The organism is Aeribacillus sp. SP014 (assembly GCF_054055575.1).
In genome coordinates this window covers 3,817,844-3,832,384 of record NZ_JBSRXI010000001.1, presented here as the reverse complement: position 1 = coordinate 3,832,384, position 14,541 = coordinate 3,817,844, and the positions used below count along the sequence as shown (strand labels likewise).

Genomic DNA, 14,541 nt, shown 5'->3' with positions numbered 1-14,541 from the left:
TGTAAAAATGAATCTCTCCATTTCATTAAAAAATAAGAAAGGAGGAAATCAGTTCGATGAATATACGCTTTGCTTCTACACTTGCATGGGCATTTCCGGTTGAGGAAGTGATTAGGCTGGCAAAAGAGTTAAAATTTGTCGGTGTTGAGGTTTGGGCAGAGCATGTGTGGAAATATGAAAGCATGCCTAAACGAATCCGGCAGGTCAAAGAAGAAACAAACATGCAACTGACGATGCACGCAGCAAGCTGGGATTTAAACTTAAGCTCTCTAAATAATGGCATTCGCAAGCAGTCCGTTCATGAAATTATTCGATCTATTGAGCTGGCTTCACAAATTGGGGCTGATAATATTACATTTCATCCAGGAAAGCTGACTCTTGCGGATTCAGACGTTTCTATCCATGAAGAGCTTTTGTTCGAATCAATGGAAGAACTTGATCGAAAAGCTAGACAAGAAGGACTCACGTTATCGTTAGAAATGATGGAATGGAAGGCGAAAGAGTTTATTATTAAACCAGCCGCCGTAAAAAAAGTGATTGTACCTTTTTTCCCGCAAATTCAAACGACATTTGATGTCGCCCACATTCCATTACACGCAGACATTTTTTCTATCTGGAATGAAATGCCGGAGGTAAACAAAATTCATATTAGTGATGCAACAAAAGAAATTCTTCATTTACCGTTAGGTGACGGTGATATCGGAGAAGAAATATTAAACAAATTTTTAACTATCGAGAATATTCCAGTAATTATTGAAGGGTTTGATGCTTCAAAAGATTTGATGGTGTTAAAGAAAAATGTACTGTATATAAAACGGAACGGAAATCGATTGAAGGAGGTCGTCCGTTGAGAATTTTAGTTACAAACGATGACGGAATTTTTGCGCCAGGAGTCGAAGCACTTGTAGAAGTTCTTCAGCATTTTGGTGAAGTTTATGTCGTTTGTCCTGACCAAGAACGAAGCGCAGTCGGCCATTCCATTACTCTCAGAACACCATTAAAAGTGAAACCTGTGGAAATATTCTCTGGAACGAAAGGGGCATGGGCCGTAAACGGTACTCCGGCCGATTGCGTCAAACTTGGGATGGAAGTACTGTTAAAGACTCCGCCTGATATTTTGTTTTCAGGTATTAATCTTGGTCCGAATTTAGGAAGGGATTTATATTACTCTGGTACATTGGCAGGGGCGGTTGAGGCTTCTCTTTACAACGTTCCAGCCGTATCAGTATCGTTGAACGAATTTGATGAAGCGAAGGTAAATTATTTAAAAACAAAACAGCTTTTGTATAAAGCGGTTGAAATTATTTTACAAAACCGAATTCCTAAAGGAGTTTTCTTAAACATTAATTTACCGAATATTCCGATTTATCTTTGTAAAGGTGTTGAGGTAGTTCCTTTAGATTTGACAGTTTCCCGTTATCGATACGTAGGGCTAAACGATCCGCACGGTCAAGTATATTTTTGGTTAAAGGATGAATTAAACCAATTAGTAAACCTTAACGAAAACAGTGATTATTTAAAGCTAAAGGAAGGTTATATCACCGTTTCACCTGTGGAGTTTCCCGTTCATCACAAACGGAAAATGGAACAGATTGAACGCTGGTTTCGAAAATGCTCTTTAAATTTCTTAAAAGAGGGTAAGGAGGAACATTCCAATGCGTAAATGGTTGTCCGCTTTCACTATATTCACATTACTTTTTGTATTAGCTGCCTGTGGCAGCAGCAATAATGCCTCATCAAGCAATGATGTAGAAACGCAGTCAGAACAAAAGAAGGAAGTCTCAGGGGAACTTAATTTCTATACTTCACAGCCTGATGAAGATGCTCAAAGATTAGTGACAGCTTTTAATGAAAAATATCCTGATGTAAAAGTCAATACTTTCCGGTCAGGAACGGAAGAAGTGATTGCAAAATTACAAGCTGAAAAAGAAGCTGGAAACATTCAAGCAGATGTTTTGCTTGTTGCAGACGCTGTAACGTTTGAAAGTTTAAAAAATGACGATCTTTTACTTTCTTACAAATCAAAAGAAGCAGAACAAATTCCGGGTCAGTTTATTGACAGCGACGACATGTACACAGGCACAAAAGTGATGGCAACTGTTCTTGCAGTGAACACAAATAGTGTGCAAAACATACCTGATAGCTGGAATGTATTGACGGAAAGCGACGCAAAAGGAAAAGCAATTATGCCAAGCCCGTTTTATTCAGGAGCAGCTGCATACAATCTTGGAGTGTTTACAAGACAAAACGATTTAGGATGGGATTTCTTCAAGCGTTTAAAAGAAAACGGAATGGCTGTTACGAAAGGGAATGGCGGTGTGTTAAAATCGGTTGCTTCAGGGGAAAAGCCATACGGAATCGTTGTTGATTATCTCGCTGCGCGCGCCAAAAAAGAAGGTTCCCCTGTAGAATTCATCTATCCGAAAGAAGGCGTTCCTGTCATTACTGAACCGATCGGTATTATGAAGGATACAAAAAATGAAGAAGCAGCTAAAGCTTTCGTAGATTTCGTTTTATCAGAAGAAGGACAAAAATTAGCAGCTGAACTTGGATATACACCGATTCGCCAAGACGTTAATGCTCCAGAGGGATTAAAAACGATTGATGAGTTGAACGTACTGAATGCAGACATATCTGAGCTTTATCAATCTCGTGAAGAAGATAAAGCAAAATTTGGTGAAATATTTGGTCAACAATAATTAAAGGAGAGAGGACGATGTTTCCTGGTAAAGAGCAAACAAAAGGGATGACGAGGAGCACGTCCTCGTTTTCTCGTTTCTTCCCATTGAAAAACTTGTGGATGGGTTTCGGGTTTTTACTGATTATTTTATTTTTTATAGTTCCCGTTTTTCGCCTTATCTTATTAAGTTTAACAGAAGAGGGTGCCGTCTCACTTTCGAATTACTCAGAAGTGCTGAAAGAAGAACAAACATGGATCACTGTGAAAAATACGCTTTATATCGTCATCGGTTCTACTTTGGTTTCACTTATTTTAGGGATTGCGATGGCATGGGTTATCGCCTATTTAAACATTAGCGGGAAAAAATGGATGCAGCTGTTTATCTTTCTTCCGTTTATTATTCCTTCATACATTACAACACTTGCATGGGTTCAGTTTTTTAGCGGCAATGGACCAATTGCAGCTGTTCTTCATATGCTTCCAAGAGATTGGAAGCTGCCAAACTTGTATAGCATAGGTGGAATCATTTTTATTTTAGGTTTGTCTCATTATCCGCTTGTTTATTTACTAACGGTGGAAGTGTTTAGAAAAATTCCTCTGGAGCTTGAGCAAGCGGCACAAACATGCGGTGCTAAAAGAGGAACTATTATTCGTAAGGTCATCCTTCCGCTAGCATTGCCCGGGATTTGCAGCGGCGGAATGCTCGCTTTTTTATCAAATCTTGATAACTTTGGGATCCCTGCTTTTTTAGGTATCCCGGCAAACATTCGGGTGCTAAGTACGTATATTTACGAAGAAGTCGTCGGATTTGGACCGGCTGCCTTTGCAAGAGCGGCCGTTCTATCGATTTTGTTGGGAGCAATTGCTTTAATCGGACTGTCTATTCAATGGCTTCTTTTAAGGCGAAGCCGTGTAATTGAAACGGTCAAACGGGATAAAGAACCTCGCATTCATTTATCTTTGACTTGGAAGCGTTTGATCGAAATAGCCGTTTGGGCATTTTTGTTGTTTACGAGTTTCGTTCCGTTCGTTTCAATGGGTACGACATCATTAATAAAAGCTTACGGGCTCCCTTTTCAATTAGAAAATTTATCACTAGAAAACTATCGATACATTCTATTCTCTGATCCAAAAACAATGTCAGCGATCAGCAACAGCATGAAGCTTGCGATCTTAACGACAATTGTCTCATTGATTGTCGGAACGGCCATTGCGTATTTTCGCTATAAATCACCAAATAGATGGACAAAGTTAGTGGAGCTGTTTGTAACGATACCTTACGCACTGCCGGGGACTGTCTTTGCTCTCAGTATGATCTTTTCATGGATGCAGCCGTTGCCAGGATGGAACCCGGGTATCTACGGCTCCATTTGGATTTTAATTATTGCCTATATTACAAGATTTATCATTTTACAGGTTAGGGGAAGCTACACGGCGCTGACACAGGTAGAGCCTTCCATTGAAGAAGCTGCTCGTACGTCAGGGGCTAAACCTTTGGTCAAATGGCGGCGAATTCTCATGCCGCTTCTTTTGCCGGGTATCATTGGCGGAGCCTTGTTGGTCTTTTTAACCTCTTTGACCGAACTGACAGTTTCCAGCCTTCTATGGTCTACAGGAGCCGAAACGGTGGGAGTTGTTATTTTTAACTACGAACAGGCTGGATATACCACTTATTCCACAGCATTTTCAAGTTTAATTGTTTTAGGAATTTTGTTCGGCAGTTTTTTGTTTATCAGCCTTGAAAAAGTTTGGAGACGAAAGGTGTTGAAAACAAAATGATTCGGCTTGATGGGATTTCAAAATCATATGGGGATGTCACAGCTTTGCATTCCATTGATTTAACAATCAAGGATGGAGAATTTATCGCCATTTTGGGACCTTCTGGTTGTGGAAAGACTACATTATTAAAATTACTGGCCGGTTTTATGAAACCGACAAGCGGAACCATTACGATAAATGATACTGTTGTTGCTTCAGCGGAAGCCGTCCTCCCGCCGGAAAAAAGGAACATAGGGATGGTTTTTCAATCGTTTGCCTTATGGCCGCATATGACAGTATATGAGCATGTTCAATTTCCTTTAATGCATCATTCGTTTGCTCCAAAGGCTGATAAGGAGCAGAGGGAGGAGAGAGTGAAAAATGTTTTACGAATGGTTGGGTTAGAGTCGCTAGCCCAACGATATCCTCATGAACTTTCCGGCGGACAAAAACAGCGGGTGTCTTTAGCACGTGCAATTGCGCCAGAACCAGGTCTTTTATTAATGGATGAGCCTCTCAGTGCTTTAGATGCTGAACTTCGAATGGAAATGAGAAAGGAAATTCAACACATTCATCGTCACACAAATGCTTCCATTGTATATGTTACCCATGATCAAAGCGAAGCATTTGCGATGGCAGATCGAATTGTCGTAATGAATCATGGGAAAATTGAACAAATTGACCGGCCGGAAATGATTTTTACAAGGCCGGAGACAGAATTTGTTGCAACTTTTGTAGGCAAATGCAATTTAATTCAAGGTAAATGGGAGGAAAAAATGTTTATTCCGAAGCCATTTCCTAATGAAAAATGGCCGGATATAGGAGTATCTATTAATTTGAAAAAAAAGGGTCTATATCCTGTCCGTCCGGATCAATGGGCGCTGTCTAAAGCAAAAGAAGGTTCTTCGCATGGGGTGGTAAAATTTGTTCAATATCAAGGAAAAGAAATGTATTACATCGTACAAGTAGGTGAAGAAGAATGGACGGTACATGAATTGATTCAACATACTTCCCGCTTTCAAGTTGGAGATCCGGTCAATCTCGTTCTTCAAAATACTGTAATAAAAAAAGAAGCAGTTCTTGTATAACATAAAAGATTCAAAGTTCTGTGTAAACTTGATTGTCTTGATGGAGATTAAGTTTGGTCTAATCTGTTTGCAAGTACCTCTCAAATGAGATGGGTGCTTTTTTTGTCATTTCTTATAGATTTAAAATTTTATATATTTACAATAGATCAAAAAATGGAATAGGGTGGAAGACATGAATTCAAAAAAAGTAGTAGTGTTATAGTTGTGCGGTTTATTTCTGCTTGTCAGTCTATCTGTTTTTTATTTTTTAAACAGTGAAGAAAATGTCAGGCAAAAAGATCAAGAGTCAACTAATGAAGCTAGTAATGGGAAGAGTAATGAAGCGAATCTTTCTTCAACGAATACAGGACAACAAAATGAAGAAACAGCTGAAAACAATGAAGATGAATTATCTCTCTTTATTTCTCGTTATCATGATGTATTTAACCAACTAACGAATCGTGTTCAGTATCAAAATATCGATTGGGAAAAATTTCAGGAGCTAGGAAATGATTTGATCGGAGAAATAAATAACATCTTATCCAAAGATGTTTCTTCAGAATATGAAATCTCTAGAAAAAGGAAGAATATCTCTTAAATTGTGGAAAATTTGTTTTTGTATAAGTTGTTAAGACGAAATTTGAATGAATTTACTTTAGAGTCTGTCTATTAAAGAATCGGCTCTACTTTTGTCTTAATAAAGTTATATAGAGGCATTTTTTGATCTATAATGCAAAGACATATAATAAATAAAAAGATTTTTGTCCTTCATTATTTCCTATCAGATATAATGCTGCCTCGTAAGCGGAATGATACCCTTCCATGACTACAAAATCATCTGCGATAGTAATAAGATCCCTACCAAGCCAAGCAGGATAGAAGTTCATACTTGCCTGATCTGTTGGGTTAGAGTGTTGTAAAAAATTTAAAAACTTGAGTGAAAGTTTTGTGAATAAAATTTACAAAGATGTATTGATAGTGGTCTGAATATATCTTAAACTTAGATGGTAATAAAAAGTATTTTAGTAAGTAATTTACTGTTAATGGCTAAAAGAAATAAAACAAGCTGTCTTTTCTTTTAGTGCTTTAGCAGTCGGCAATTTAACGTTTGCACTGTGCTCACTCTCTTCAGCGTTTCCAGCTGCAGATCGTGAAAGTGTAGCGGCGGTTGTCTTAAATGTTGTTGAAGCTGGCGGAGCTATTACTGCACTCGTTTCTATTCCAACAGCAGTTGGTTCAGACGGACGTTCATTGAGCGCTGCAGCAGGTTAAGAAGCAATTCGTTAATATCTAAAGAAGGAAATCAAGAAAAGTGATTATCGGCTTGAAAGTCAAACTATTTTTCGATGAAGAATTTTCATACTTTGAAATACAGGTGAGAGAATGTTAATAAAACTATTATCACTTATGCTATCGGTTAGAATGCAGCAGCAATATTCTGCTGTCATCGAATTCATTATTAAAAAAGCGCCCTTTTTAAGAAAACTTAGTTCAAAACAGTATATGATGTTTTCTTTTATTCTTGATATTTTGCTTGCCTTCGTCATCGTATCCGTTTTGTACAAATGGCTATACTCCCAGCAATATCGCCAGCAATGGGAGAGTGGTTTCATTGTCTTTTTTCTTCTTTATTCAATTTTTAAGGGAGCCGGAGCTTATCGAAGAACTCATATTCCACCGTTTATGGATCTTATTCAGGCTGCTCCAGTCTCGTTCAAATCAATACATATCACATTTATTGCTTTAGAGCTGGTATGGAGCATTTTTACAAATTCCAGCCTATTTTTTGTTTATATTTTATTTCAATCACGAATTGCGGAATCATTAGATGCTTTATTCTGGATGAAGCAGTTGAATATTTTGCTGCTGGGCGCTCTGTTGTTTATGACGAGCAATAAACTTGCAGGTGCCTATATTCATAACATTGTAGTAAAAAAAATAGGGTGGGTCCGTTTTGTATTTTTCGCCGCTGTCTCAACTGCTTTTTTTATGCTGGGGCGCGTTCTTGTGTCAGGTCTTCTAGTCCCTATTTTCAAAACATTTAAGGATAATTTTCCATCCTTTTTGGCTGCAGCTGAAGATACAGCTTGGGTCAATCTATCTCAGCAGCTGATCAATCTATATGGGAATAAAATAAACTCCTTTCAAAAGAGTTTATTTTCAGACGGCTCTTTATATTTGCAGACTGAACATTTTATTGGGACTCCATGGATGTTAGGGCCTCTGATTTTCCTTCTAGTTGGCGTACTTTCCTTGCCTGTTAAAATGATTCCAACTGAAGATCATGGAGAGATTAAGAGATTTCGTGACTTTTTTCACTTCTATCTACAGCTGCTGCATTGGGTACGTTCTATTTTTTTGCCGAAGAATGCACTGATTTATAAAGATCTACAAATCATACGTGAAAAAAGATGGCTGCTCTCAAAAGAATTTTTTAATTATATGGTCTTATCTTACGAAGCATTTTTTTATATAGGGTTCTTTACTGCATGTATGTCAGCGACAGGAAACACGGCTCTCCAAATACAGCTATTATTTACATTGAACTTGATGGTTTTAGCTAACCAAGCAATGGAAATGAGAATGTTGACTCCTTCTTTCTTTTCTTTTAGCACCGAAAAAAGAAACATATGGATGTACCAACTATCATTTTTTTCGTTAACTGAATTCTTTTGGGCAAAATTGAAATTGTTTTATTGCCTATATTTAATTCCATCTTTCTTTTTGACGATAGGGAATATAATGATTCTTACGTATTTCCAAATAGCTGATCTCAGGATGATCATTCCTTTTATTGGAATAACTATCTCTTTTTTCATTTTTCCATTTATTCAATTATACTTGTTTCCAATTTATCACCAAGTTCCATTTTATTCATGAATACGAGATTGGAACAACTGAAGAAGAGGAAAGCATAGTAAATAACGGCCAAGCTTTTATGAGGAACTTTCTCGTCATGCCTTTTATTTATTACTTGCTCGCATCACTATTTATTGGTGTATTGAGGGAAGCGGCAGGTGCTGTCAACTACATATCTGTTCTATATTTTATGATAGTTTCAGCCATTTGCCTAATTGTTTGTAAGAATACAATGAAAAAAGGAATTGACCATGTTGAAAAAGTTAAAATCCTTTCTATTACTGAATAAGTGATTGCCTCGCTGGGACTGATTTATTTCTTGTTTTTGAACTCGCTGCCATATACTCGCAATGAGCGCATTCCAAATTTACAACTAGGAAACAATTTTTCTTTCGTAGTTATTTTTATGTTAGAGAGCTATCAATGTTTGGAATTGGTTCGTTGACTTGATGGAAGATGACCGCAGTCACTTTGTTTTACGACAATTCTCATAGGGAAATCACAACTTATATGACCGCTGTCATGTAGGGCTTACCTTTTTCTCACACAGTGCTTGAAAATACCGGAACTATTAATTTTTTCAATCATAAGTACTTATCCCTTTATCTTGATATTTCTGCTTTATTACGGAATAGTTTCTTACGCTAAAAGGAAGCAGAATAGGGGCTGTGGCGTATTGTCTCGCTTTATTGGATTATAAACTGTTTGTTGATTATTGGAGGATTTCTAATGGTTAAGCTTCAAGTTTCGCAACTGGCTTTTCAGTATGAACAAACTGCAGAAAAAGGAGCATTTCTGGAAAATGTTTCCTTTCAATTACATGCAGGAGACCGAGCATGTATCATCGGAAAAAATGGCAGCGGTAAATCAACTTTGCTAAGGCTAATAGCGGGATTAATCCAACCGGATACAGGCAACATTTTATTTAATGAACAGTATAAGCCTGGAACAGATCGTTTTAAAGAAGCAATGGCCTATATTCCTGATAAACCACTTGTTTATGATGCATTAACTGGATTTGAAAATAAGGAGCTTATTCTTTCACTTTGGAGGATCAAAAAAGAAAAAAGAGCTGCATATGAAGAAAGATTCCAAGAGCTTTGTGAACAGTTTGATCTAACACATGCTTTGCAAAAGCCGGTCAAACATTACTCTCTAGGCATGAAATATAAACTATTCCTTATTAGTATGTTAGCAAGATCACCTGAGTTGATTATTTTGGATGAACCTTTTACTTCATTAGACGAGGCCTCACAAAAGCAGTCGATCATGATGCTGAAAGAAGCGTTCAAGGAACAATGCATTTTATTTACAAGTCACCAGCGATATATTTATGCCGAATTAGGCAGCCGATTTTTTCTGCTTGAAAACAGACAGCTAAAGGAGATGAACCTCATATGAAAACTTATTCTCACATTATGATCGCAATCAGTTTAGTCATGATTTTGGCAGTATTTGTGCTGAAAATAACAGCATTGCTTGTCGGAAAAATTCTTCTAGCCGTTGCTGCTGCTTTTTTGGTCTCCTCACTGATTCGTTTAATAAGTCTCAAAAAATAAAACCTGCCGACAGACAGCATTTCGGAAATTCGTACAGAAACAGGTGAAGTTTTTTGAAGGCACTGCGGATTGCCTCCCGGATTCAACAGTGAAATCTTACTGAACTAAAGCAAATGGCAGCATCGAGGAAAAGAAATTGTTTGTTAAATAATTAAACAGAGGGGAAGACAGAAAAACATTTTTGTTTTAAAATATTAAAACCAAGTATATAATGAAGAAAAGATGTTAAAGGGGCGTGAATACATGAAAAAAATCGTTGCCCTGACAATTTTTATTTTTATAAGTATTACCTGTTTATACATTTCCAGTGATCGTTCCAGTCAAACTATAAATGCTGTACACGAAATTAGCACCATCGATCATTTGGCAGAAAATTTTGCTCCGATTGATGGACCAGATATAGGAAAAGACTCTTGGTTTGATATTGCCAGTTACATTTTTATAGCGTTAAGCACCACTTATTTCTGCTATTGCTTTGTGCAATCTTTCAAAAGACGGTTTTTGCTGAATCCCGTCTTTTACGAATCGAATTATGTGGTCTCACCTGCTTGAATGAATCATAAACAAATCATTCAAAGGAGGATGAGTACCATGATTTGGTTACGTATGTTATTGACAGCATTTTTTTCAATTACAGCTCTCTCTTTATTGTCTTATCAAGGATTTGAAATTTTCAACGCGTTTACTGACTTTTTTAGAAAAAATTAATGGATTGAAGAGGGGTTAAAAAGAACTCTCCTTTCCTATCAGCTTGCGGAGAAAGAAGTATTTTTTCTCTGCAAGCTTTTTTATTGTTGAAAATAGCCCACTTTACACATAGATAAGTCGTCGTTCTTTCATTTGCCGCAACGTGGCCGATCTGAAAAAAATCAAGTAATGGGTAAATTTAAAACATATTAAGAGAGCTGTGCAAAAGAATCCGGCCAGCTTGTCCTCTGAATGAGAGAGGCAAGCTGGCCTCATTTTTTTAAATCGCTATGGATGAAATGGCACACTGAAAGTTTTTGTCGCAGGGATTTAACGGCTTTTTTTAAAATATTCCAGAGTTTTCAATCAAAATTTTTTGAAGCGGTCCTGTGAAACAACGCTCCCTTTTTCCAATACTCATAAAAAGTTGATCGATTAGTTAAAAATACACCAAATAAAATCAAGAAGACGCCGATCAGCGTAATGGGTTTCATGATTTCATTTAATATTATGTAGCCGGCGATTAGCGCGACAAGAGGCGAAATGTAAAGCCAAGTTGACGGAAAAACCGGATTTGTTTTTGAAACAAGCCAATAATACAGCCCGTGGCCGACGATGGAGCCGATGATGATTAAATAGAGCAGTGATAACACCGTTTCATAGCTTGCCAGCAGCAGCCATTTGCCTTGTTCGCCCGTTAAAAAGGATACAGCTAATAAGAAAATGCCGCCGTAAAACATTTGTACGGCATTTGAAAGAAACGGCGAGATATCCGGATGTTTGCTTGTAAACATTTTTGCCCGAACTGTCCCAAGTCCATAAAACCACTCGCTTAATATGATCATAAAGCAAGCCAAAACCCACATGCCGGAGACAGACAAAGAGAACCCCGGTGAAGAGATCAAAAAGACGCCTATTAAAGCAGCTGCCATCCCTGCTAATTGTTCTTTTTTGATCGGTTGTTTATTCTCTCTTGCCTGATGGAGCAGCACCATCATCGGGCCTGTTGCAGATAATACAGCAGCTAGTCCGGACGGGATGAATTGCTCAGCCCAATATAATGAAGCAAAAGTGATAAAAGTTAAGCAAAAACCGTTAAACACGAGCGAAGAGGAAAATAAAACGGTTTTCAATCGATAGTTCCGCATTTTAAAGACGGCCATCATAATCACCCCAGCGGCAAAAAAACGCATTCCCGCTGAAAAAAACGGCGGTGCCCCTGCTTCAATTCCGATTTTGATAGCTAAAAAAGTTGTTCCAAAAATTAAGCATATAAAACAGTAATTCAAAATAACCACGAAGAATAACTCCTTTTTGTTAAGTTTTTTGATATTATAACGACAACGGTATATAACAGTACAATGCACTGTATAACAGTTATGCGCTTTTATCTTTTGTCTTTTATGTAATGGGAGGGGAGACAATGCAATTATCGGTTAATAAAAAATTAGGCACCCCATATTATGAACAAATTAGCAGGCAAATCGAAGAACGGATTCAATCGGGCATGCTTCTTCACGGTGAAAGGCTTCCTTCTTTAAGATCGTTAGCAAATGAACTTAATGTAAGCTTGCTGACGGTGCAAAAAGCCTACAAACTGCTGGAATTGAAAGGATATATACAGATTCAGCAAGGTAAAGGTGTTTTTGTTGCAGCAGGAAAGAAAAAATCATATGAAAAGCACTCTGAATCTTTCGGCTGGCAGCATCAGATGAAGATGAATGGAACAAGATCACAATATCTCGCCTATCGTGAAAAAGAGATTTATGACTTTTCCCAAGCAGTCGTTTATCCAAGGCTGCTTCCATCTCACTTCCTTGTTCAAGAAATGAAAAAAATATTGGAGCAGCATCCCCTTGTGTTGTCGACATATGGTCCTATTGAAGGAGATGAAGAATTAAGGTATGAAATTGCCAATTACTTATTTAACTTCCATCACTTATCTGTTAAACACGACAAAATGATCATTACAAGCGGTGCACAGCAAGGAATTGACTTAGTGGCGCAAACTTTGTTAAGTCCAGGGGATGTTGTGATGGTTGAAAGCCCTTGTTATGGTGCGGCCATTGATGTTTTTGTCAATAAAGGATTTCAAGTCGTATCGATTGGAGTAGATGAAGAGGGACTGAAAGTAGATGAATTGGAGGATAAATTGCAGGTGCATCAACCAAAACTATTATATGTAAACCCAACCTTTCAAAATCCTACTGGAACATGCATGCCGGAAAAGAGCCGCAAGCAATTGGTAGAACTAGCAGAAATGTACCATTTTTTAATTTTAGAAGACGATTCATTCAGCGAAGTTTCATTTGACAATATTACGGTGCCAAAGCCAATAAAATTCTTTGATAAAAACGGTCACGTCATTTACCTTAAAGGATTTAGCAAAACAACTGCGCCAGGCATTCGCATTGCGGCTGTCATTGTGGATGGGGTTTTATTCGACTGGCTGTACGGCACGAAAGCGACGATGGATATCGGAAGCCCGCTCTTACCGCAAAAAGCGCTGCTTCCCATTTTGCGAACGGAGCGGATGAAAAATCATATGGAAAAACTAAAAATTGCGCTTGAATTAAGAAGGAATACGGTTCTTGACGCATTCAAAAATTTAGAGGAAGTAATGATTTATAAACCAAAAGGCGGATTGAATGCCTGGATTAAACTTCCATCCGTGATTCAGCCAATAAAATTGCAAGAAGCAGCTCGGAAAAATAAGATTTCTTATTTGCCCGGAAGCGCCTGTTTTCTTCATGAACCGAAACAACATTATATTCGCATCAGCTATTCTTATTTGAGCGAGCATGATTTGCAAGTCGGTATCGAAAAGCTGGTGGACATTTTGCAAAATATGATGGCAAATTATAAAAAAGAGATGTGACACATTTGACGCATTTGAGCTGCCGTTCATGTAATGCTGCTCGCTAGTTTCTTTTTTAAGAGAGCAGCGCAAGCAAGAGCGGCACTGTAGCAATGCTGGCCAGCGTCGTGGTTAATGTGCTGAATGAAACTAAATCTGGTTCTGTTTGAAATTGAACAGCAAACATTGTCGTGTTGGCTGCAGTAGGCATAGATGCAAGAATGATTAAAATTTTTGCAAGCAAGTCTTCAAGCGGAAGACAAAGAATAATACCAATTGAAATAATAGGCGATATGATCATGCGAATGATAAAGATGGAAGCGACGTCGCCAGCTTTTACACTTTTTAGCTGGATGTTGGCGAGCTGCATTCCGAGAATGACCATAATGGTCGGAATCGTTGCATCGGCAATCAAACCGACAGGCTGCATGATGAAATCAGGCACCGGAACATGCAGGATTTGAAGCAAAATGCCGGCAGCTGAACCGTATAAAACGGGCATTTTCACTATTTTCATAAGGGCGCTTTTTATGCTGCTGTCTTCTTTGCTGCCAATGGCAGCGTAGTAAAGACCGATCGTATTCATTAAAAAGGACTGGATAACCATCATGATGACTGCATAATCAAAAGCAGTTTGACCAAAAACAAACAATATAATTGGGGCCCCATAGTTGCCGCTATTCATGAAAACAGCTGATAACATCATGGCAGACTCTATCGATTGCGGCAATTTTTTTAATTTACTTACAATTTTTACGATAACCATTAATATGAAACATAAAAGCAAGCAAAATATAAGAATATAAAAATAATCAAGTGTAATTTTGTTTGTATAAAATGTCCGGAAGACAAGAAACGGATACATTAAGTATGTCGTCATGACCGAAATAGATTTAATGTCAAAGCCAATTGTTTTTTGCCCTACATATCCGACTGCAAAAATGATAAAAGCCGGCAATACAATCAGAACAAATTCCATAACCTTTTCACCACTCTGCGTAAAATGAACAAACAATAGAGCATTGAGCAGATGCCCAATGCTTTATCACGTAAAGTTAAAGCTGAAATATGAAA

General features: G+C 37.8%; 14 protein-coding genes. 12 read left to right on the top strand and 2 right to left on the bottom strand.

The genetic code is table 11. The features are described 5' to 3' along the window. The first annotated feature begins 56 nt into the window (after nt 1–56). The 11 genes from ACVIJU_RS18655 (at nt 57) to ACVIJU_RS18605 (ending at nt 10,475) form a co-directional block, all read left to right on the top strand. The gene (locus ACVIJU_RS18655) at nt 57–851 is read left to right on the top strand and encodes a sugar phosphate isomerase/epimerase family protein (RefSeq protein ID WP_066248178.1); all 795 of its coding nucleotides are present in this window, start codon (nt 57–59) and stop codon (nt 849–851) included. Next, nucleotides 848–1,663 (top strand): 5'/3'-nucleotidase SurE, encoded by an 816-nt coding sequence (surE, locus tag ACVIJU_RS18650; RefSeq protein ID WP_066248180.1) that lies wholly within the window; start codon nt 848–850, stop codon nt 1,661–1,663. The genes ACVIJU_RS18655 and surE overlap by 4 nt, the downstream gene beginning before the upstream one ends. After that, entirely contained in the window at nt 1,656–2,699 is a 1,044-nt protein-coding gene (locus ACVIJU_RS18645; RefSeq protein ID WP_117017240.1) for an ABC transporter substrate-binding protein, read from the top strand. The genes surE and ACVIJU_RS18645 overlap by 8 nt, the downstream gene beginning before the upstream one ends. Nucleotides 2,700–2,716: 17 nt before the next feature. Next, nucleotides 2,717–4,459 carry an ABC transporter permease gene (locus ACVIJU_RS18640; RefSeq protein ID WP_456687897.1) on the top strand — a complete coding sequence of 581 codons (1,743 nt, stop codon included), beginning with the start codon at nt 2,717–2,719 and terminating at the stop codon, nt 4,457–4,459. Beyond that, on the top strand, nt 4,456–5,526 hold the full coding sequence (locus tag ACVIJU_RS18635; RefSeq protein ID WP_063387896.1) for an ABC transporter ATP-binding protein: 1,071 nt from the start codon (nt 4,456–4,458) through the stop codon (nt 5,524–5,526). The genes ACVIJU_RS18640 and ACVIJU_RS18635 overlap by 4 nt, the downstream gene beginning before the upstream one ends. A gap of 202 nt (nt 5,527–5,728) precedes the next feature. Continuing rightward, nucleotides 5,729–6,103, top strand: coding sequence for a hypothetical protein (locus tag ACVIJU_RS18630; protein WP_456687896.1), 375 nt, complete (start codon nt 5,729–5,731; stop codon nt 6,101–6,103). A 785-nt stretch (nt 6,104–6,888) separates the two neighbouring features. Continuing rightward, the gene (locus ACVIJU_RS18625; RefSeq protein WP_456687895.1) at nt 6,889–8,385 is read left to right on the top strand and encodes a hypothetical protein; all 1,497 of its coding nucleotides are present in this window, start codon (nt 6,889–6,891) and stop codon (nt 8,383–8,385) included. A gap of 76 nt (nt 8,386–8,461) precedes the next feature. Beyond that, on the top strand, nt 8,462–8,653 hold the full coding sequence (locus tag ACVIJU_RS18620) for a hypothetical protein (RefSeq protein ID WP_456687894.1): 192 nt from the start codon (nt 8,462–8,464) through the stop codon (nt 8,651–8,653). A gap of 440 nt (nt 8,654–9,093) precedes the next feature. Next, nucleotides 9,094–9,765, top strand: a complete 672-nt coding sequence (locus tag ACVIJU_RS18615) for an ABC transporter ATP-binding protein (RefSeq protein WP_456687893.1) — start codon at nt 9,094–9,096, stop codon at nt 9,763–9,765. Continuing rightward, complete coding sequence (locus ACVIJU_RS18610; protein WP_165381964.1) at nt 9,762–9,923, top strand: hypothetical protein; 162 nt, start codon at nt 9,762–9,764, stop codon at nt 9,921–9,923. The genes ACVIJU_RS18615 and ACVIJU_RS18610 overlap by 4 nt, the downstream gene beginning before the upstream one ends. A gap of 243 nt (nt 9,924–10,166) precedes the next feature. After that, on the top strand, nt 10,167–10,475 hold the full coding sequence (locus ACVIJU_RS18605; RefSeq protein ID WP_130158422.1) for a hypothetical protein: 309 nt from the start codon (nt 10,167–10,169) through the stop codon (nt 10,473–10,475). 497 nt (nt 10,476–10,972) lie between these two features. Here the strand turns inward: ACVIJU_RS18605 and ACVIJU_RS18600 are convergent, their stop codons facing one another. Next, on the bottom strand, nt 10,973–11,908 hold the full coding sequence (locus ACVIJU_RS18600; protein WP_130158424.1) for a DMT family transporter: 936 nt from the start codon (nt 11,906–11,908) through the stop codon (nt 10,973–10,975). Between the two features lie 125 nt (nt 11,909–12,033). Here ACVIJU_RS18600 and pdxR point away from each other — a divergent pair, with 125 nt between their 5' ends. Next, a complete protein-coding gene (gene pdxR, locus ACVIJU_RS18595) occupies nt 12,034–13,488 on the top strand; it encodes a MocR-like pyridoxine biosynthesis transcription factor PdxR (RefSeq protein ID WP_130158426.1) in 1,455 nt (484 codons plus the stop codon). A gap of 55 nt (nt 13,489–13,543) precedes the next feature. On the opposite strand, the gene ACVIJU_RS18590 is transcribed toward pdxR, so the two are convergent. Continuing rightward, nucleotides 13,544–14,446 carry an AEC family transporter gene (locus tag ACVIJU_RS18590; RefSeq protein WP_063387889.1) on the bottom strand — a complete coding sequence of 301 codons (903 nt, stop codon included), beginning with the start codon at nt 14,444–14,446 and terminating at the stop codon, nt 13,544–13,546. Nucleotides 14,447–14,541: the final 95 nt, after the last annotated feature.